At 69.9% G+C, this 17,257-nt stretch carries 20 protein-coding genes and 1 pseudogene; 11 read left to right on the top strand and 10 right to left on the bottom strand.

From position 1 onward, the window contains the following. Positions 1 to 92: 92 nt before the first annotated feature. A complete protein-coding gene (locus ABZ842_RS17420) occupies positions 93 to 719 on the bottom strand; it encodes a peptidoglycan recognition family protein (RefSeq protein ID WP_361537549.1) in 627 nt (208 codons plus the stop codon). A gap of 356 nt (positions 720 to 1,075) precedes the next feature. Next, positions 1,076 to 1,372, bottom strand: a complete 297-nt coding sequence (locus ABZ842_RS17415) for a hypothetical protein (protein WP_361537548.1) — start codon at positions 1,370 to 1,372, stop codon at positions 1,076 to 1,078. A gap of 150 nt (positions 1,373 to 1,522) precedes the next feature. Between ABZ842_RS17415 and ABZ842_RS17410 the strand changes: the two genes are divergently transcribed. The 4 genes and pseudogenes from ABZ842_RS17410 (at position 1,523) to ABZ842_RS17395 (ending at position 3,545) form a co-directional block, all read left to right on the top strand. Then, the gene (locus ABZ842_RS17410; RefSeq protein ID WP_361537547.1) at positions 1,523 to 1,759 is read left to right on the top strand and encodes a hypothetical protein; all 237 of its coding nucleotides are present in this window, start codon (positions 1,523 to 1,525) and stop codon (positions 1,757 to 1,759) included. A 354-nt stretch (positions 1,760 to 2,113) separates the two neighbouring features. Further along, positions 2,114 to 2,398, top strand: a pseudogene (locus tag ABZ842_RS17405) (ABC transporter ATP-binding protein); the annotation flags it as partial. A 25-nt stretch (positions 2,399 to 2,423) separates the two neighbouring features. Beyond that, positions 2,424 to 2,606: a hypothetical protein gene (locus ABZ842_RS17400; RefSeq protein WP_361537648.1), complete on the top strand. Its 183-nt coding sequence runs from the start codon at positions 2,424 to 2,426 to the stop codon at positions 2,604 to 2,606. Between the two features lie 213 nt (positions 2,607 to 2,819). Then, complete coding sequence (locus ABZ842_RS17395) at positions 2,820 to 3,545, top strand: hypothetical protein (protein ID WP_361537546.1); 726 nt, start codon at positions 2,820 to 2,822, stop codon at positions 3,543 to 3,545. A 25-nt stretch (positions 3,546 to 3,570) separates the two neighbouring features. On the opposite strand, the gene ABZ842_RS17390 is transcribed toward ABZ842_RS17395, so the two are convergent. Then, positions 3,571 to 4,440 (bottom strand): hypothetical protein, encoded by an 870-nt coding sequence (locus ABZ842_RS17390; RefSeq protein WP_361537545.1) that lies wholly within the window; start codon positions 4,438 to 4,440, stop codon positions 3,571 to 3,573. 486 nt (positions 4,441 to 4,926) lie between these two features. On the opposite strand from ABZ842_RS17390, the gene ABZ842_RS17385 reads away from it, so the two are divergent. The 4 genes from ABZ842_RS17385 (at position 4,927) to ABZ842_RS17370 (ending at position 7,911) form a co-directional block, all read left to right on the top strand. Beyond that, positions 4,927 to 5,325 carry a tyrosinase cofactor gene (locus ABZ842_RS17385; protein WP_361537544.1) on the top strand — a complete coding sequence of 133 codons (399 nt, stop codon included), beginning with the start codon at positions 4,927 to 4,929 and terminating at the stop codon, positions 5,323 to 5,325. A 16-nt stretch (positions 5,326 to 5,341) separates the two neighbouring features. Next, the gene (locus ABZ842_RS17380) at positions 5,342 to 6,166 is read left to right on the top strand and encodes a tyrosinase family protein (RefSeq protein WP_361537543.1); all 825 of its coding nucleotides are present in this window, start codon (positions 5,342 to 5,344) and stop codon (positions 6,164 to 6,166) included. 204 nt (positions 6,167 to 6,370) lie between these two features. After that, entirely contained in the window at positions 6,371 to 6,529 is a 159-nt protein-coding gene (locus ABZ842_RS17375) for a hypothetical protein (RefSeq protein ID WP_361537542.1), read from the top strand. 77 nt (positions 6,530 to 6,606) lie between these two features. Further along, positions 6,607 to 7,911: a glycosyltransferase gene (locus ABZ842_RS17370; protein WP_361537541.1), complete on the top strand. Its 1,305-nt coding sequence runs from the start codon at positions 6,607 to 6,609 to the stop codon at positions 7,909 to 7,911. A 2-nt stretch (positions 7,912 to 7,913) separates the two neighbouring features. Here the strand turns inward: ABZ842_RS17370 and ABZ842_RS17365 are convergent, their stop codons facing one another. Further along, positions 7,914 to 8,522, bottom strand: coding sequence for a hypothetical protein (locus ABZ842_RS17365; protein ID WP_361537540.1), 609 nt, complete (start codon positions 8,520 to 8,522; stop codon positions 7,914 to 7,916). A 126-nt stretch (positions 8,523 to 8,648) separates the two neighbouring features. Next, complete coding sequence (locus ABZ842_RS17360) at positions 8,649 to 9,110, bottom strand: GNAT family N-acetyltransferase (protein WP_361537539.1); 462 nt, start codon at positions 9,108 to 9,110, stop codon at positions 8,649 to 8,651. Between the two features lie 49 nt (positions 9,111 to 9,159). Here ABZ842_RS17360 and ABZ842_RS17355 point away from each other — a divergent pair, with 49 nt between their 5' ends. Further along, the gene (locus ABZ842_RS17355) at positions 9,160 to 9,804 is read left to right on the top strand and encodes a dihydrofolate reductase family protein (RefSeq protein ID WP_361537538.1); all 645 of its coding nucleotides are present in this window, start codon (positions 9,160 to 9,162) and stop codon (positions 9,802 to 9,804) included. A gap of 39 nt (positions 9,805 to 9,843) precedes the next feature. Here ABZ842_RS17355 and ABZ842_RS17350 read toward each other — a convergent pair whose 3' ends face one another. From ABZ842_RS17350 to ABZ842_RS17330, 5 genes are all read right to left on the bottom strand, one after another. Beyond that, positions 9,844 to 10,989 (bottom strand): DUF6596 domain-containing protein, encoded by a 1,146-nt coding sequence (locus ABZ842_RS17350; protein WP_361537643.1) that lies wholly within the window; start codon positions 10,987 to 10,989, stop codon positions 9,844 to 9,846. 8 nt (positions 10,990 to 10,997) lie between these two features. Next, the gene (locus ABZ842_RS17345) at positions 10,998 to 11,405 is read right to left on the bottom strand and encodes a YciI family protein (RefSeq protein ID WP_361537537.1); all 408 of its coding nucleotides are present in this window, start codon (positions 11,403 to 11,405) and stop codon (positions 10,998 to 11,000) included. Positions 11,406 to 11,589: 184 nt separating this feature from the next. Then, the gene (locus tag ABZ842_RS17340) at positions 11,590 to 12,303 is read right to left on the bottom strand and encodes an ABC transporter ATP-binding protein (protein WP_361537536.1); all 714 of its coding nucleotides are present in this window, start codon (positions 12,301 to 12,303) and stop codon (positions 11,590 to 11,592) included. Between the two features lie 6 nt (positions 12,304 to 12,309). Then, complete coding sequence (locus ABZ842_RS17335) at positions 12,310 to 13,689, bottom strand: ABC transporter permease (protein WP_361537535.1); 1,380 nt, start codon at positions 13,687 to 13,689, stop codon at positions 12,310 to 12,312. A gap of 84 nt (positions 13,690 to 13,773) precedes the next feature. Further along, positions 13,774 to 15,060 carry an ABC transporter permease gene (locus ABZ842_RS17330; protein WP_361537534.1) on the bottom strand — a complete coding sequence of 429 codons (1,287 nt, stop codon included), beginning with the start codon at positions 15,058 to 15,060 and terminating at the stop codon, positions 13,774 to 13,776. A gap of 154 nt (positions 15,061 to 15,214) precedes the next feature. On the opposite strand from ABZ842_RS17330, the gene ABZ842_RS17325 reads away from it, so the two are divergent. Both ABZ842_RS17325 and ABZ842_RS17320 read left to right on the top strand, forming a co-directional pair. Continuing rightward, positions 15,215 to 15,877, top strand: coding sequence for a response regulator transcription factor (locus tag ABZ842_RS17325; protein WP_361537533.1), 663 nt, complete (start codon positions 15,215 to 15,217; stop codon positions 15,875 to 15,877). Then, positions 15,874 to 17,064, top strand: a complete 1,191-nt coding sequence (locus ABZ842_RS17320; RefSeq protein ID WP_361537642.1) for an ATP-binding protein — start codon at positions 15,874 to 15,876, stop codon at positions 17,062 to 17,064. Before ABZ842_RS17325 ends, ABZ842_RS17320 begins: the two co-directional genes overlap by 4 nt. The last annotated feature ends 193 nt before the right edge of the window (positions 17,065 to 17,257 follow it).

The following is a 17,257-nucleotide window of genomic DNA, read 5'->3' as shown; positions in this document are numbered from 1 at the left end:
GAGAGAGGCGCGACAAGCGGGTGGGAAGTGTTCGAAAACGTTTTCAGGTGTGGTTGACCTGGGCGCCTATCCGGTCGGCGGAGCGGGCGGCGTCAGGCGAAGTTGACCAGACGGATGTAGCGGACCCAGTCCCACAGCGGCCCCGGGTCGGTGTGCGTGGACCCCGGCACCTCGTGGTGGCCGATGATGTGCGCCCGGTCCTTCGGGATGCCGTGCCGGTCGCAGATCGCCGCGGTGAGCGCGGCGGACCGCTCGTACATCACATGGGTGAAGTACTCCGGCCGGTCCACCCACCCCTCGTGCTCGATGCCGATGCTGCGGGTGTTGTGGTTCCAGTTCCCGGCGTGCCAGCCGATGTCCCGCTCGCGCACGCACTGTGCGATCCGCCCGTCCGCGGAGCCGACGACGTAGTGCGCCGACACCTTCCGCGCCGGGTCCTGGAAGATCCGCACGGTGTCGGCGAAGGTCTCCTGGGCGACGTGGATGACGACGCGGTCGATGCGGTACGCGGAAGGGCGGTTCGACGCCGTGTAGTTCGACGGCGACGCGGGCTGCCAGGTGGCACCGGGGTGATCCACTGCCAAGGGCGCGGGCGCCGGTGCGGGTTCTGGTGCGGACGCGGCACCGGCCGTCGGCGCGGCGTTCGCACGCGCCGACGACAGCAGCACGCCGGCCGCGGTGGCGGCGACGGCTCCCCGGAGCAGTTCTCTACGGTCCATGGGGCCTCTCCTGGTGAGGTTCGCGAGTGGGCGTGGCGGTCTCCCGGGCGGGGCGGACCGGGGGTCACCATGAGGATCCCGTGACGGCGGTCGTTTGGTGCGGACGTTCGGGTTTCCGGGTGTCGCCCGGCGACCGACGGCGGTGTGACGGCAGGGCGCACTGGTCCCGGGCCGGTCCGACGGGAGGCAAGAGCCGGTCCCGGCCGGTCCGGCCCGAGCGGATCCACGGTAGAGCCGTAGGAGCGCCTACGGAAGACGCCCGGGAGGTCCGATCCACGCCAACATGCGTTCGGGCCAACGGAGTTGACACGTGGTCCGTACGCGCAGGTGTTCCCGGCGAGGTGCCGGAGCTACGGTTACGGCCGCGGACGGCGCAGCTGCCCCATCAGCATCACAGCGAGTGCGGCGATGAGGACCAGCCCGCCCGTCAACGTGGCCCAGAGGCGGACGTCCGAGTCGTCGACCAGCAGTCCGAAGAACGCCTGCCAGCACAGCGCGAACGCCACCGCCAGCTGGCCCCAGCCGTAGAGCCGTGGATTGCGCACATGGCGTCGATTGCTGGGAAGCACCCAGCCGCGGGCGACTCCCGCGAGGCCTGATGCCGCGAAGAGCAGCGCCAATACGAGGAATGGCAGGACGAGGTACGGACTCACGGTTCCCCCTTGCGCGCCGAGCGCACGCTGGACGTCAGTCTGATCATGATATTCGCTCCTGTGCGCGTCCACTCGACTCCCGGGCGCTCCCGCCGCCCCCATGTGTCATCCACGGTTGACGCGTCGGAGGGTGCGGATTACGGTGGCGCCATGGGACGCGACCAGCTCACTCAGCTCGCCCGGCGCGCCGGGGACGACGACCCCGTCGTAGCCTTGGCCGCGGTGGCGGAGATGCGGCGCGAGCTGGAGCGTCAAGAAGCGGTGCTGGTGCGGCGGGCGCGGACGCAGGGCACGAGTTGGGCCCAGATCGCCGAGTCCCTCGGAGTGAGCAGACAGGCCGTCCACAAGAAGCACGGCGGCCGTCGGCTCTTCGGCTCCGAGGACTGAGCCCCGCGGCGCGTCAGCGTCGCTCGGCAAGGCGTTTGACGAAGTGGAAAATGCGAAGGTTCTGCTGGGCATGAATTCATCGCTTTCAGATGGCCATCACGGGCGCGGTGGGGCTCGCGTAGTGCAACAGATTCTCGGTGTCCCCCCTCGATACGCTTGATACCCCTGCCCTGGAGCGCGATCGGCGATTGCCATGCCATTGGAGCCCGAAGCCCCCGCAAGCGCAGCAGCAGTCGCCCACCGGACGTCCGCCCCGGACGCGGAGCCCGGTGTCCGACTGGACCGGGTGGCTTTCGGTTACCCCAACGGCCCGTCCTGCGGGATCCACCATCGACGCGCCCAAAGGGACTCACCGTGCTGGTCGGCCCCTCGGGCACGGGCAAGACGACCGTACTCAGCCTCATCCAACGATTCCTCGAACCCGACGGCGGACGCATCCTCCTCAACGGCGCCGACATCCACGAGATGGACCTGAACGAACTGCGCGAGCGGGTCGCCTACGTACAGCAGGAAGTGCCGCTCCTCGGCGAGACCATCCGCGCGGCTGCCGCCTGCGGCGTCCCCGACGTCGACCCCGACCCCCTGGTCGCCGTCCTCAAGTCCGTGGGGCTGCCGGACTGGGTCACCAGCCTGCCCGACGGCCTCGACACCGAAGTGGGGGAGCGTGGCGTCCACATCTCGGGCGGACATCGAGGTCGTCACCGCCGTCACCCACCGACTGCCCATCGCCCTCCAGGCGGACCAGGTCATCATGATGGACGAGGGCCAGGTGCACGCCGCCGGTCGACACGAAGCACTGCTTGCCACCGACGCCAAGTACCGTGCTCTCGTGGCTGCTTCGTCGTGATCCGAGCCACCTGAGCACCCCCGGTGACCAGGGTGAACCCGTCATCGTCCACGGGCTGAACATCGGCTGCGCCTGACGTCGTGGTCAGCGGCCGATGCGCAGCGGCAGGGCGATCGCCCGTATCATCACTGCGCCAAGACCCCGACCGGAACCCCGCCCCGCACTCGATGCCGGGCCCTCGGGGCTCCGGAGGCCAGTGACCCAAGGAGAAGGATGTCCGACAACACCACGTCGAGCACCGAGTTGAGAGCGCAATACATCAACCAGGTGGCCAGCGACCTCGAACGCAACACCAAAGAGCAGGAACGCATCACGGCTGAGATCACCGCGCTGCAGGAGCAGTTGACCACCCTGCAACACGACCACACCGTGCTGGTCAACATGCAAGGTGCCCTCGGTGTCCCGGCGAATGCTGCGGGGCCTACGGACGGCAACAAGGCCACCGTGCCCGCGCCCCGCAAGCGCGGCACCACCACTGCATCCGGCGCCCGCAAGTCGGCGAAGAAGCCCTCAGCGGCTCGACCGGCCGCCAAGGGCGCCGCAGTGAAGAGCCCGTCGTCCAAGAGCTCGTCGCCTAAGAGCCAGGCGCCCAAGGGCACTGCGGCCAAGGGCGCCACCAAGAAGGACGGAGCCGCGAAGGACTCCGCGGCGAAGAGCACTCAGCCGACCCTGGTCGAACTGATCCGCCGTCACCTGGCCGAGCAGGGCGAACCCCGCTCCGCGGCCGAGGTCACCGCAGCGCTGAGCAAGGTGCACCCCGACCGGAACATCAAGGCGACCGTGGTGCGCACCACCCTCGAAGGGCTCGTCGCACGGAACCTCGCGCACCGCAGCAAGCAGGGCACCTCCGTCTTCTACACCACGCCCGACTCCACCAAGCAGCAGGAGCCCGGCACCGCCCCCGAGCCGGAGGGTCAGCCCGAAGCCGCCGCTGAGTGATGCCGTTCGAGTGAGGCGGTCGTGCTCACGGGGCTTCGCCCGGTGGGCTGCCGCCGCTCGTCCGACCCGTGGCCGCGGTGCTGTTCGCACTCGACTGCACCTGCCCGGACCCGGCCTCCTGCGACGGTCCACCGTCCGTGGTCGGCGGCGGCTGTGCGACGACGGGAGGGGAGTTGCGCGTCTTCCATGCGATCCACAGGCCCAGGATCACCGAGAGGGCACCCGCGAGAAGAGCCAACTCCTCGAACGTCCTCCTCACCCAGCCGTAGGCGTCCGTGAGCCAGCCGAAGGCACCACCGTCCTTCGGCGCCTCCTCGACCTTCGCCTGCGCGACGATCGGCGGCTTCTCGTACAGGACCGTCTCCGTGCCTTCGTAGTACGAGGTCACGGTGAGGGCGAGGTTCACACGTCCGGCCTTCTCCGGCGTGACCTCCCAGAGCCAGGCCGTCGCCTCCTTCTCGTCACGGCCGTTCGTCACCGGCTGGCGCTTGGAGGAGATGAGCGCGCATGACGCGGCGCCCGAGCAGTGCAGCTTCACGGCCACTTGACCGCCGACCGTCACCTTCGCACTCGCCCGGCCGTCCTGCGGCGCCCGCCACTGACCGAACACCTCCGCACGGAAGAAGGCCGGCTCCCCGGCGGTGAGTTCGAGCGAAGAAGGCTTGGTGTAGACGAGGCTGCCGGTGAAGAGCTCGCTGCGAGCCCGGTCGAGCTTCTCGACAAATCGCTGATCACCGCGTGGACCGTCCCTGTCTCCGTCCTGCGACGAGAGCGAGGAGATCCACTGCGCCCCCGTGGGGACGAGAGCGAGCAACGTGCCCACGACGAGCAGGACGCGACTGAGGCGTACGGGCGCGGTGGCGCCCCACCACCGACCGAGCAGCCAACTGCGCACTGCACCGAACGCACCGCTCCGGTGTTCGTCGCCTCCACCAGGGTGAACCATGCGCCCCCTCTACCGGATCCTGGCCGGCCTGCCGATCAGCGCCCGGTGACACACCCTACGTGCCGTGCACAGGGCCCGGCGCGCATTCCCCGACCGATCCCGACGGATCGGAACTACCGGACAAGACGATGCCCTCAGTTCCAGCCATGTGCGGATCGTGGTCCCTGCACGGCGACGCCCCGGCGCAACCCGGAAGAACTTCACACAAGTGATGCTTCTGCGGTGGAATCTTCACTTCCATGCGCTACGAGCCCTGACGCACAGTGAGATCGTTGCCATTTACACGATGATGGCCTGCGAAGACGTGTCCGTATGGCAGCCAACCGACGATCTCCCACTTCTGTGGCCGGCGTGACCCGGGTAGTCATGATCGCCGCGGCCCAGCGACTGCCAGGGGGCCGCTTCAGCCACTTCCCTCCCGGAGGTCCATCCGTCATGTCCAGACTCACGCGTCGCCAGGTGATCGGAGTCGTCGCCGGCGCGGCGGCGGGCACGGCGCTCGTCGGCGCCGCCACCGCGAGCGCCGACAGCGCGTCCGCCAAGGCCACGGCACCCGGCGGTGCCGGCGGACCCGCACCCTTCGACGAGGTCTTCCAGGGCCGACGCATCCAGGGCGGGCCCGCCGAAGGCCACGCTCACGCCCACGCCGGGCACGGCACCGGCTACCGCGTCCTGGTCGACGGCCGCGAACTCCACGTCATGCAGCACGGCAAGAGCGGCTGGAGCAGCGCGATCAACCACTACGACAGGTTCGAGACCCCGCTCGACGCAGCACGCACCGCGGTCGTCACGCTCAAGGGTGCCGCCGTCGTCCCCTTCGACCCCACCGTCTGAGCCGGGAGCAACCGCCATGACCGTACGGAAGAACCAGGCGACCCTCACCGCCGCCGAGAAGAAGGCGTTCGTCGACGCCGTGCTCGAAGTCAAGCGCACGGGCGTGTACGACGAGTTCGTCGCCGCCCACCGCCTCCGGTTCGCGCTCGACATGAACACGGGGATATACGTGGGCCACTTCGGCCCCTCCTTCCTGCCCTGGCACCGCAAGTACCTCATCGACTTCGAGAAGGCGCTCCAGACGGTCGATCCGTCGGTGTCGATCCCCTACTGGGACTGGACCGTCGACAACACCGCCGGCTCCTCCCTGTGGGCCCCGGACTTCCTCGGCGGCACCGGGCGCGCCCTGGACGACCAAGTGATGGACGGCCCCTTCGCGTACTCCACCGGCCGGTGGAACATCACCGTCCAGGCCGACAGCCGGCCCTTCCTCGCCCGCAACCTCGCCTACCGCGTCCCCACCCTTCCGACCAGGGCCGAGGTCGACGCCGCCCTCGCCATCCCCACCTACGACTCCGCCCCCTGGCGCGACGGCTCGGCGGGCTTCCGCGCCACCCTCGAAGGCGCGGCGGGCTACCTGAGCATGCACAACCGGGTCCACAGCTGGGTCTGGGGCCAGATGGAGTCGAGCGTCTCCCCGAACGACCCGGTGTTCTGGCTGCACCACGCCTTCGTCGACAAGCTCTGGGCCGACTGGCACGCCCTGCACCCCACCAGCGCCGAGTACCTCCCCGCCGGGACCACGGCCGACGTGATCGACCTGACCGAGCCCATGCCGCCCTGGACCGACGCCACCCCGCAGAGCGTGCTGAACCACACCCTGTTCTACACCTACGCCTGACCCCGCAGCCCGGTCCGAGGACGCGCCCCGTCCTCGGACCCCTGCAGCAGCCCCGTACTCCGGGGGTACGGCGTGCACCCGTGCCGCCGTTCGACTGAAGGGCCGTGACGTCGGATCGCAGGTACGGCCCGGTTGCCGTACCTGCTTCCGACGGTCGTGCATGATCACCAGCCGGATAATCGCACCAATCGCGAGGAGTCTGGCATGTACGGCAACAAGCTCGCGCATACGGGCATGGGCACGGTGGCGATCGGCGGACTGACCGTCGCGGGGGAGTGGCTCGTCGTGGTCGCGGCACTGCTGGTGGTCTCCGGCACCTTGCTCGTCCGCCTCGGCTTCCGCCGCGAGCGGCCACAGCGGTGACCGCCGCACCCGCGCACCTGTCTTCGCACCCACCTCCGCCTCCGCCCGCGCCGGTCGTCGCCAGGCGCTCCGGCGTCGTGATCGCCGCCGCGGCGCTCCCCCTGCTCGTCGCCGCCGTCTGGGCCACCCTGCGCGGCATCGAGGCCGCCGGCCTCACCGAAGGACCCGGCCTGGAACACGCCTGGCTATGGGCACCCGTCGGCGCCCTCCTGGTCGTACAGACCGTCCTGTTCGCCTGCGAACGCCCCCACCGAGCCAAGGCGTCCACCACCGACGCCTGGCACGTCGCGGTCGTCGTGCCGGTCTTCAACGAGGACCGCGCCTACCTGCGCGCCGCCCTCACCGCGCTGGCCGCCCAGACACGCCGCCCCGACGCCGTCCACGTCGTCGACGACGGCTCCGTCCACGACTACACCGAAGTGCGCGCATGGTGGACCGACCACGCCCGGGCCGCGGGCATCCGCACCACCTGGCAGCGCACCGCCAACCGAGGCAAGCGCCACGCCCAAGCCCAGGCGCTCAAGGAAGCCGGAAACCCGGACATCGTGGTCACCGTCGACTCCGACGCCAAACTCGCCCACGACGCCCTCCACGAGATCCTCCAGCCCTTCGCCGACCCCCGGGTCCAGGGATGCGCAGGACTCGTCCTCGCCGCCAACCACCGCAGCACCCTGCTCTCCCGCTTCACCGACCTCTACTTCGTCGCCAACCAACTCGTCGACCGCTCGGCGCTCTCCCCCCTGGGCGCGGTGATGGTGTCCCCGGGCAGCCTCGCCGCGTACCGCGCGTCCGTACTGACCGACAACCTCCACACCTACCTCACGGAACGCTTCCTGGGACGCCAGGTCCAGTTCTCCGACGACTCCCTGCTCACGCTCTTCGCCCTGCTGAAGGGGCGCGTCGTGCAACAACCCACCGCGATCGTGCTCACCGCGATGCCCGAACGCCCGGGACACCACCTGCGCCAATACCTGCGCTGGATGCGCGGCTCCACCATCCGCTCCCTGTGGCGCGCCCGCTACCTCCCCCTGACCCACCCCGCCTTCGTCGCCCAAGTCCTGCGCTGGTTCCTCCAGTTGCTGTGCACCGGCGCCATCTGCTGGCTCGCCGTGCTCCACCTGCGCCACAGCACGACCCCCTCGCCCTGGCTGATCGCCGTCCCGCTCGCCCTCGGCTACGCCCAAGCCCTGCGCTACCTCACCGTGCGCCGCGACGACGAGACCCCCGAGTACCAACTCGTCACCTGGCTGCTGACACCGCTGGCCCTGCTGTGGGCCGGCACGGTGCTACGGGCCGTGCGCTGGTACGCGATCGCCACCTGCGGCAACACCGACTGGGGCACCCGCGCGGCCGGCCCCGAGGTGTCCCTCGCACCCAGCTGACGTCATCGACCGGCCGCGGCGCCCCCGCCACCGACCGCGCCCCTCGCCCGAGCCCGATCGACGGCCCACGCACCCAACCCCACCAACACGGCCGCCCCCGCCGCGTACACCGGCAGCCACAGCGTCGTCGTCGCGGACAGACAGTCGGCGACCGCGGTCCGACTCTGGGACTCCTGCGCCTCGGCCAAGGCGGCACCGGCGCCGCCGGCCAGCTCCCCGAGGTCAGCCTCGGCCCGTACGCTCTCGTACGCACCCAGCAGCGGACAGCTGTCACGGGTCCCCGACATCGGAAGCAACCACGCCCAGCGCTGCATCATCGGGGCCAGCGCGATCGCCACGCACAACCCGACGACCAGCGAGAACGCCACGAGGTTACGCACATAGGCCGAACGGAGCCCCGGAGCCCACGGCGGCAGCCGGTACAGCGAGAAGACCACCGCGAGCAGCGTGACCCCGATGTACGTGGCGAACCACTGCCACGACCCCTGCGCGAACGTCGCCGCCAGCACGGCGGCGAGCGCAATGCCGATGACCCCCGGCTGCCCGGCGACGTCGCGCCCCGCGTCGGTGGATGCCGAACTCCGCGTCCCTCGCCCGCTGTGATCGACCACGGTCCCTCCTGCCTGGTTGCGGCTCCCAGCATCCAGACGCCCCGCGCGAACGACCCGCCGCCATGCCGGACCGGGCGACAAGCCTGGCCCGATCGGCGGCGCCGGCGCCCCCCGTTGGTCTCGCGGCTACGAGCCGGGCCGGCCCGCCGCCACGCGGGCGAGGTCGAGCAGCATCGTGTCCGACGCCCCCTCGCGTCCCACGGCCAGGAAACCCCGGGTCATGTACAGGCGGACCGCGGGATTGCCGTCCTCCACGCTGAGGCTCAGCCCCGCCACGGACTGCTCCACCGCCGCCTCCACCAACGCGTCCAACAAGGCGCCACCGACGCCGCGACCGCGGTGCTCCGGAAGGACACCGAGCGTGAGCTCCGGCACCCCCGGGCCGACGTACCCGTACCCCGGGTCGTCCACCGGAAAGGCCCGTGCCCACGCGGCGCCCACCGGATTCCCCGCCTCGCCCTCCGCGACCACGCCGAAGTCACCCGGCCTCGGCCAGTCGGTGACGTAGTGGGCGCCGCCGCGCGTGCCACCGAATTTCCCTCGACGGCCCGACAATGAATCGCGCGAACACCGATGAGTTCGATCCATCGGCGAAGTCCCACCGTCACGACCAATCGTCCCGACCGAGGAGGAGCGCATGCCCCAACTGCTGAGAGTCCAGAACTTCAACGTCTCGATGGACGGCGTCGGCGCCGGCGAGCACCAGAGCCTTGAGCGCCCGTTCGGCGACGTCGACCCCGGGACGATGTTCGCATGGGCCGGTGCCACCGCGAGTTGGCCGGGGCGCACCGAGTCCGGGGGGACGCGCGGCCTCGACGACTACTTCACCCGGGACTTCACGAACAACATCGGGGCCGAGATCATGGGCCGCAACAAGTTCGGCCCCCAGCGCGGGCCCTGGCAGGACCACGAGTGGCGCGGCTGGTGGGGCGACGAGCCCCCCTTCCACACCCCGGTGTTCGTGCTGACCCACCACGAGCGCCCGTCGATCACGCTCTCCGACACCACGTTCCACTTCGTCTCCGGCGACCCGAAGACGGTCCTCGAGCGTGCGCGGGAGGCGGCCCGGGGCAAGGACGTCCGGCTCGGCGGCGGCGTCACCACCGTCCGTCAGTTCCTCGACGCCGACCTCGTCGACACCCTGCACGTGGCGGTCTCGCCGATGAGGTTCGGGTCCGGACTGCGGCTGTGGGAATCCCCCGAAGAACTGCTCGACCGATTCCACCTGGAGGTCGTGCCCAGTTCCAGCGGCGTGGCGCACCACCTGTTCTGGCGGAAGTGACCTACGCCGCGCCCGCCCGAGCGGCGCAGGTCAGCGCCGTCAGCAGGGTGGAAGGCTGTTGATGCGGGCGGCCCGGCGCGTGAGGTGATCGCGCTCGGCGAGGTTGGGCGCCTGACGCGCGGCCTCGGCGTACAGCCGGGCCGCCGTCGTCAGATCGCCGTCGCGCTCGTGGAGGTAGGCGGCCACCGCGGTGCGACGCGGCAAGGAGGGGTCCACCGCCGCCAGGGCCGCGAGCCCGGCGCGCGGGCCGTCGGCCTCGCCGACGGCCACGGCCCGGTTGAGCCGGACCACCGGGCTGTCGGTCAAGCGCAGGAGCTCGTCGTACCACTCGACGATCTGCACCCAGTCGGTCTCCTCGGCGCTGGGCGCGTCGGCGTGCAGCGCGGCGACGGCGGCCTGCGCCTGGTACTCGCCCAACCGGTCCCGTGCGAGGGCCGCCTGGAGGACTTCGACGCCCTCGGTGATCGCAGCGGTGTCCCAGCGGCTGCGGTCCTGCTCCGCGAGCGGCACCAGGGAACCGTCCGGCGCGGTGCGCGCCGCACGACGGGCGTGGTGCAACAGCATCAGCGCGAGCAACCCGGCCACCTCGGGGTGGTCGATCCCGGCCGCGAGCTGCCGGGTCAACCGGATCGCCTCCGCGGCGAGGTCGACGTCGCCCGTGTAGCCCTCGTTGAAGACGAGGTACAGGACCCGCAGCACGGTCGCGACGTCACCGGGCCGGTCCAAGCGCACCCCGGAGACGGTGCGCTTCGCGCGGCTGATGCGCTGCGCCATGGTCGTCTCGGGTACGAGGTACGCCCGGGCGATCTGCCGGGTGGTGAGTCCCCCCACGGCCCGCAGCGTCAGCGCGACCGCGGACGACGGCGTGAGCGAAGGGTGGGCGCACAGGAAGTAGAGCTGCAACGTGTCGTCCACCGCAGGCGCCCGCCCCGGCGGCGGCTGGTCGTCGAGAACGCCCTCACGCCTGCGGCGTGCGACGGCCGCCCGCTGCTCGTCGAGGAACTTGCGCCAGGCCACCGTCACCAGCCAGCCCTTCGCGTCCCGCGGCGGCTCCACCGGCCAGGTGCGAACGGCCTCGATCAGCGCCTCCTGCACGGCGTCCTCGGCCGCCGCGAAGTCGGCTCCGCGGCGGACGAGGACGCCGAGCACGCTCGGCGTGAGGCTTCTGAGCAGGGCCTCGTCCATCGGTGAGGTCACTCGGTGATGAAGGGGGCCACACCGAGGAACGGACGCAGTTCGAGCCACTCGTGAATCGGCCTCCCGCCGGCCCCCGGCGCCGCCGACAGCTCCGCGGCCAGTTCGACGGCGCGTTCCTGGCTGTCGACGTCGATCACCATCCAGCCGGCGATGAGGTCTTTCGTCTCGGCGAACGGCCCGTCGGTGACGGGCGGGCGCCCCTCACCGTCGTACCGGACGAACGTTCCCTCGGGAGCGAGTGCCTGACTGTCGACGAACTCGCCGGTCTCCTCCAACCGTGCAGCGAAGTCCTGCATGTACTGCACGTGGGCCGAGATCTCCGCGGGCGTCCACTGGTCCATGGGCACGTCGTTGACCGAGGCCGGAGCGCCGCGGTAGTGCTTGAGCAGCAAGTACTTCGCCATCGTGGTTCTCCCTGGGTGCTGGTGCGACCCATTGTGGTCGCGTTCACTACGGGGACGGAGCCAGGCACGGATTCTCGACATCGCCGTGCGCACTTTCTGACCCGGGCGGGTGAACCCGCTCGAAACGCCGCTGCCGGGGGGCCAGTGTTCCGCTGTCGGGCTCGTCCGATGTGCGTTGTGGCTTTCATCGGGTGCTTTTCTGTTCAGTGAGTGTGCCTTTGCGGAGGTTGAGGACGCGGTCGGATTGGGCGGCCAGGCGGTGTGAATGGGTGACGACGACCACGCATTTGCCTTGTTCGTGTGCGAGTTCGCGGAAGGTGTCGGTGATGCCCTGCGCGGTGGTTTCGTCGAGGTTTCCGGTGGGTTCGTCGGCGAAGAGGATGTCGACGTCGCAGGCGAGGGCGCGGGCGATGGCGACGCGTTGTTGTTGGCCGCCGGAGAGTTGCAGGACGTTGCGGGTGGCCGTGGCCTTGTCGAGGCCGATCTTCTCCAGCAGGTGCAGGGCGTGCGCCTTGCGGCTTGTGGTGGTGGGTTTCGCGCCGGTGATCTCCATGGCGCAGGTGACGTTTTGGAGGGCTGTCATGTAGGTGAGGAGGTTGTACTGCTGGAAGATGGTGGCGGCGTGCTTGTTGCGGTAGCGGCCGAGGCCCAGAGCGGTGAGGTCCTGCCCGTCGAAGCTGATGGTGCCCTTGGTGGGGGCGTCGAGGCCGCTGGCGAGGCTGAGGAGGGTGGTCTTGCCGCTGCCGGAGGGGCCGAGGATGGTGTAGAACGTGTCGCGTTCGAAGGCGTAGCTGACGTTCTTGAGGACGGTGGTCCTGCGGCGCTGCCCCGAGTAGGTGTGGCTCACGTCGGTGAGGCGCAGGACGGGTGCGGCGGCCGTGGTGGTGGCGCTGGTCATGGTGGGTCACGTGCCTTTCGTGAGGATGGTGCGGGGGGTGAGGCGCAGCACGGTGCCGGCGGGGACGGCGGTGGCGAGCAGGCCGATGCCGAGGCCCACACCGCCGACGGTGGCGAGGTCGCCGGGGGAGAGCGCTACCGTGATCTCGTCGATGGGGTCGGCGTTCTCGACGGGCTTGTCGTCCCAGTCGACGCCCTCGCCGAGGCCGGTGCTGCCGGGGCCCGGTGGCTGCCAGGAGTTGATCTTCCGCTCGGCTGCGGTGGCCTCCTTGCCGAGGAGCGACTGACCGGCGCTCTGCGTCAAGGCCGGCGCGAACAGCGAGCTGAGGCCGATGGCCACGGCAGCCACGACGACGATCTCCAGGGCCTGTTGGGCGATGAGCTTGCTCTTCTTCTCGCCCATCGCCAGCAGGACGCCGTACTCGTTGCGGCGTTGCTTGACGGCGAGGTTGACCAGGAGGGCGAGGACGACCGCGCCGGCGAGGCTCATGAGCCACATGGCGACGGTGGCCGTGGTGCGGATGCTCCTGAGCGGGCCCGTCATCTGCTGGATCGCCTTGTCGTTGGCGTCCAGTGCGAAGCCGTCGAGTGCCGAGCCCGCGATCTGCTTCGCCTTCTTCTTGAACGCGCCCTGCACGTCGGCGTCCTGGAGGAGGAACGTGGCCTCGCCGACCTGTAGCGGCCCCTTCCCGGCTGTGCTGAGTGCGGAGAGGCCGCCGACCGTTCCGTACAGCATGTTCGCCGGGTTGATCCCGTACTCGGGGTCGGTTTCGGTGCCGGGTCGTGGGTCGCGGTAGATGCCGGCCACGGTGAAGTCGGCCGTGGCCTTCTCGTCGTTGCCGGTCAGGGTGATCCGGTCGCCGGTCGTGAGGCTGTTCTTCTTGGCCAGTCGTTCCTCGACGAGGAGTTGCTTGGAGTCCTTGTCGGCGGCCGTGAGGTGTTTGCCGGACAGGAGGGTGAACGTGCCGCTGCGGAAGCCCGGCAGGAGGGAGGTGTCGAGGACGCCCATGCCCACGGTGCCGCCGGGGCCCATGGGGTCGGGCGGCCCGCCTTCGACCAGCTGTGACGTGCCCTTGAGGATGGCGCGGTCCCACGCCGAGTAGGTGTACTTCTGCACCTGGGGCAGGGCCCCGAGCTCGTCGACGGTCGTGGCGCCGATGCGCGGCGCCTGGAGGTGCCCCCCACCGCTCACCACGTCCATGTCCATGGTGAGGTTGACCTCGGCGCCCACGGACCGCTTGGCGTCCTGCTCGGCCCGGGCCGTCGCATCGCTGATGAGGACGCCGGCCAGCACCATCGCGGAAATGGCGAGGAAGGTGGCGAGGGTGGTCAGGGTGCGGCCCTTGCGGGCCCACAGGCTGAGCCCTGCGCGTTTGACGAAGTTCATGGGGATCGGCCTTCTCGGTCGGTCTGTGCTGACGGGCGGCTGTTCGGCCCTCGTGGGTGATGGCTTCGGTGTCAGGGGGGCTGGTCATCCGGCGTCGGTGAGGATGGAGCGCGGATGCAGGCGCAGGATCCCGATGCCGGGGATGACGGTGGAAACCAGGGAGATCCCGAGCCCGGTGCCGGCGACCTTCCCGACGGCGGCCGGGTCGACCTCCACGGTGGGCGGGGCGATCTCGGCCCTCGGCGCACCTGTGCGCGCGGCGGGCTGGTCGCCCTGGCCGCCGAGGAGCGCGTCACCCGCGGGCTGTCCGGCGAGGTGGCCGCCGAGGGCGGCGAGCGCGACGGCGGGCAGGGCCACGGCCGTCACCTCCACGGCGTGCTGGGCGATGAGCTTCCACTTCTTCTCGCCCAGGGCGAGCAGCACCCCGAGTTCGGCGCGCCGCTCGCGGATCTGCTGGGTCACGATGAGGCCGAGGATCAGCGCTGCGGCCAGCGCGATCACCCAGACGATCAGCCCGGCGAAGGTGCCGACCTGCTGGATCGGACGTACCTGGTCCTTGTACGCCTTGTCGTTGACGCGGAAGTCGAAGTTGCCCGTCCCCAGCACCCGCTTGGCCTCGGCATGGAGCTCCTCGGCTTGGTCCGGTGAGCCGATCCGGTACACCACCTCCCTGACGGTGGGGTTGCCGGTACTGAGGTGTTGAACCGTGGCCACCGGTACGTACAGCGCGTTGCCGGGCAGTTTGTGCGGCGGCGTCCACCCGGGCGGATCCCGCATCGGGTCCCGGAAGACGCCGATGACCGTCAGGGCCGCGGTGCGCTTGCCGTCCGCCGACTGCACTAGGACGGTGTCACCGACCGAGAGCCGGTTCTTGTTGGCGAGTCGCTGCTCGATCACCGCGACGTTGCGGCCCGCGTCTTTGGGGGTGATGCCGCGGCCTGTCGTGATCTTCGTCGAGCCGTACGAGAAGGGCAGCAGCATGCCCGAGTCACGGACGCCGTTCGCGGCCAGCGGTGCCGCTCCCGCTTCGTGTTCCTTCTCCCTGACCCTTGTGCCGCCCGGCTTGGGTGCGTCGGACGTCAGGGGTGTGAGGCCCCGGGTCCCGGTACGTACCGCTAGCTCCGTGTTGTACCGGTTCACCGGGTCGAAGGCGCCCAGCCGGTCCGCGAGCGCCGGGGTGAAGCCCTGCTGTCTGACCGTGACGTCGACACCGATGGACCGTTGCGCGTCGGCTTCCTGGCGAGCGGCGGCCGTCTGGAGCAGGAAGCCACCGAGGAGCAGCGTGCAGATGACGACGAAGAGCGCCAGCAGGGCGGCGGTCTTGGGCCTCCTCGCACCGAGGCTCATGCCGGCGCGCTTGACGAAGTTCATGCCGAAGACACAAGCAGCCCGCTGTTTGCACCAGGGTAAGCGCGTTACAGCGGCATAAGGGATCCGCCCAAGGGGACCTATCCAGGGGGATCCGCCCACCGTGCGTCGTCCCCTTTTTATCCGGCTGCAAGCGTGGCGTTGGTTTCATGGGCACATGAGAGTTCTGGTAGCCGAGGACCACCCCGTTCTCGCCCGCACCATCGCCACCGGCCTGCGCCGCCGGGCGATGGCCGTCGACGTCGCCGCGACCGGCGGTGAGGCTGAGCGGTTGTGTCTGCTGACTGCCTACGACGTCCTGATCCTCGACCGCGATCTGCCGGTCATGAGCGGCGACGAGGTGTGCAGGCGACTGGTCGAGCTCGGCGACCCGCCGCGGATCTTGATGCTGACTGCGGCCGGTGACCTCTCGGACAAGGTCTACGGCCTCACCGCGCTCGGCGCGGACGACTACCTGAGCAAACCCTTCGACTTCACCGAACTCGTCGCTCGGGTCCGCGCCTTGAGCCGCCGCGCCCCCAAACCGCTGCCCGCTGCGCTCAACTTCGGTGGCATCACTTTGGACGTGTCACGACACGAAGCGTCCGTGTACGGTCGCGCGCTGGAGCTGACACCGAAGGAGTTCGCCGTCCTACACCTGTTGCTCGTCGCGGGCGGTGCGCCTGTGCCGCACGGTGAACTCGTTCGTACCATCTGGGACGAACATCTCGACGCACGTACCACTGCCGTCCGTGCCACTGTGAGCAGACTGCGCGGCAAGCTCGGCGACTCCTGCGTGATCACCGCGGACCGGGGTGAGGGGTACCGGCTGTGCGAATGACTCCACGGGTGTTGCTGAGCCGGCTGCCCTTCCGTACCCGCCTCGCCGCGGCCATCGCCGGACTCTTCCTCCTCGCCGGCATCGCGCTGCTGGCCTTCGTCGTGCTCCTCGCCCGCTACGGGACGGCGCAGCAAGCTGAAGGGATCTCGGTCACGTACGGCGACGTGCCGACCGACCCCACCACCCCCTTCGAACCCGCGCACCCTACTCGCCTGCAGCATCCTCCGCCTGTCACTGACGATGTTGCCGTGGTCGAGAAGATCGAGCAGACCGTGCAGGCCGTGCAGGACACGGCGCTGCGCCAGATGATCCTGTGGTCTGCTGTCGGGCTCGTCGTGTTGGCGCTGTTTGCGGGATTCCTCGGTTGGTGGCTCGCGGGTCGGGCGTTGCGCCCCGTCGCTGCCATGACGGACGCTGCCCGCCGCATCAGCGAACAGAACCTGCACCAGCGTCTGTCGCTCACCGGCTCCGATGACGAACTCCACCGCCTCGCGGACACTTTCGACACGATGCTCGACCGGTTGGAGCGCGCTTTTGAGAGCCAGCGCCGCTTCGTCGCCAACGCTTCTCACGAACTGAAGACACCCCTCGCCGCCCAGCGCACCACCCTCCAGGTCGGCCTCGCTGACCCCCTCCCCGTACACCTCGTCGACGTCCGAGAAGACCTCCTGGCCACCAACCGCGAAGCAGAACAACTCATCGACGCGCTTCTACTCCTCGCCCGCAGCGACCGCGGCCTGGACCAGACCGAGTCCGTCGACCTCGTTGCCACCGCCCGGCTCGTGACGGCCGAGCTTGCTCCACTGGCTGCAGTTCGAGGCGTACGCATCGACTCCGGCCTCGACACCCCGCTGGTTGTCCGCGGCGACACGGTCCTCCTGCGCCACCTGCTGACGAATGTGATCCGCAACGCGGTCCAGTACAACTGCCCCGATGGCCACGTCCGCGTACGGTTCGACGCGACCACGGTGACGGTGACCAACACCGGTGCCCTCGTGCCTGCGGAGCGGATCCCCGACTTGTTCGAGCCCTTCCGCCGCCTCGATACCGACCGCACTGCCACCACCGGCCACGGTCTCGGACTGCCGGTCGCCGCATCCGTCGCCGAGGCCCACCACGCCACCCTGACGGCCCGACCGGGTCCCAAGGGGGGCCTCATCGTCACGTTGCGCTTCCCCTGTGCGTAGGTCTCGCCGACCCGCCGGCACTCCGAAGTGGCGGGCTTGGGGGTTAGGGCCTTCCTTCTGGCTCTTGTTGGGCTTGTGTGCCTTAGTGCCGCTCTCCCTAGGTTGGGTATTTTTGGGTGGGCGTTGTGTTTGGTGGTGACTGCGTCGGGGTTGTTGTGGGTGTGTCGGGTCGAGTTGGTGGGGGACGCAGTCG

Origin of the sequence: Streptomyces sp. NPDC047315, assembly GCF_040643215.1 — a bacterium.
Classification (GTDB): Bacteria; Actinomycetota; Actinomycetes; order Streptomycetales; family Streptomycetaceae; genus Streptomyces.
The sequence above is the reverse complement of the archived record's forward strand: the minus strand, read 5'-3'. Positions and strand labels throughout refer to the sequence as shown.

Coding starts and splice junctions, on each gene's coding strand:
- ABZ842_RS17410 (WP_361537547.1), top strand. CDS start 1,523: ATGGGACGCGACCAGCTCACTCAGCTCGCCCGGCGCGCCGGGGACGAC.
- ABZ842_RS17360 (WP_361537539.1), bottom strand. CDS start 9,110: ATGGATCGAACTCATCGGTGTTCGCGCGATTCATTGTCGGGCCGTCGA.
- ABZ842_RS17340 (WP_361537536.1), bottom strand. CDS start 12,303: ATGACCAGCGCCACCACCACGGCCGCCGCACCCGTCCTGCGCCTCACC.
- ABZ842_RS17335 (WP_361537535.1), bottom strand. CDS start 13,689: ATGAACTTCGTCAAACGCGCAGGGCTCAGCCTGTGGGCCCGCAAGGGC.
- ABZ842_RS17330 (WP_361537534.1), bottom strand. CDS start 15,060: ATGAACTTCGTCAAGCGCGCCGGCATGAGCCTCGGTGCGAGGAGGCCC.
- ABZ842_RS17380 (WP_361537543.1), top strand. CDS start 5,342: ATGACCGTACGGAAGAACCAGGCGACCCTCACCGCCGCCGAGAAGAAG.
- ABZ842_RS17350 (WP_361537643.1), bottom strand. CDS start 10,989: ATGGACGAGGCCCTGCTCAGAAGCCTCACGCCGAGCGTGCTCGGCGTC.
- ABZ842_RS17395 (WP_361537546.1), top strand. CDS start 2,820: ATGTCCGACAACACCACGTCGAGCACCGAGTTGAGAGCGCAATACATC.
- ABZ842_RS17355 (WP_361537538.1), top strand. CDS start 9,160: ATGCCCCAACTGCTGAGAGTCCAGAACTTCAACGTCTCGATGGACGGC.
- ABZ842_RS17345 (WP_361537537.1), bottom strand. CDS start 11,405: ATGGCGAAGTACTTGCTGCTCAAGCACTACCGCGGCGCTCCGGCCTCG.
- ABZ842_RS17420 (WP_361537549.1), bottom strand. CDS start 719: ATGGACCGTAGAGAACTGCTCCGGGGAGCCGTCGCCGCCACCGCGGCC.
- ABZ842_RS17385 (WP_361537544.1), top strand. CDS start 4,927: ATGTCCAGACTCACGCGTCGCCAGGTGATCGGAGTCGTCGCCGGCGCG.
- ABZ842_RS17325 (WP_361537533.1), top strand. CDS start 15,215: ATGAGAGTTCTGGTAGCCGAGGACCACCCCGTTCTCGCCCGCACCATC.
- ABZ842_RS17375 (WP_361537542.1), top strand. CDS start 6,371: ATGTACGGCAACAAGCTCGCGCATACGGGCATGGGCACGGTGGCGATC.
- ABZ842_RS17320 (WP_361537642.1), top strand. CDS start 15,874: ATGACTCCACGGGTGTTGCTGAGCCGGCTGCCCTTCCGTACCCGCCTC.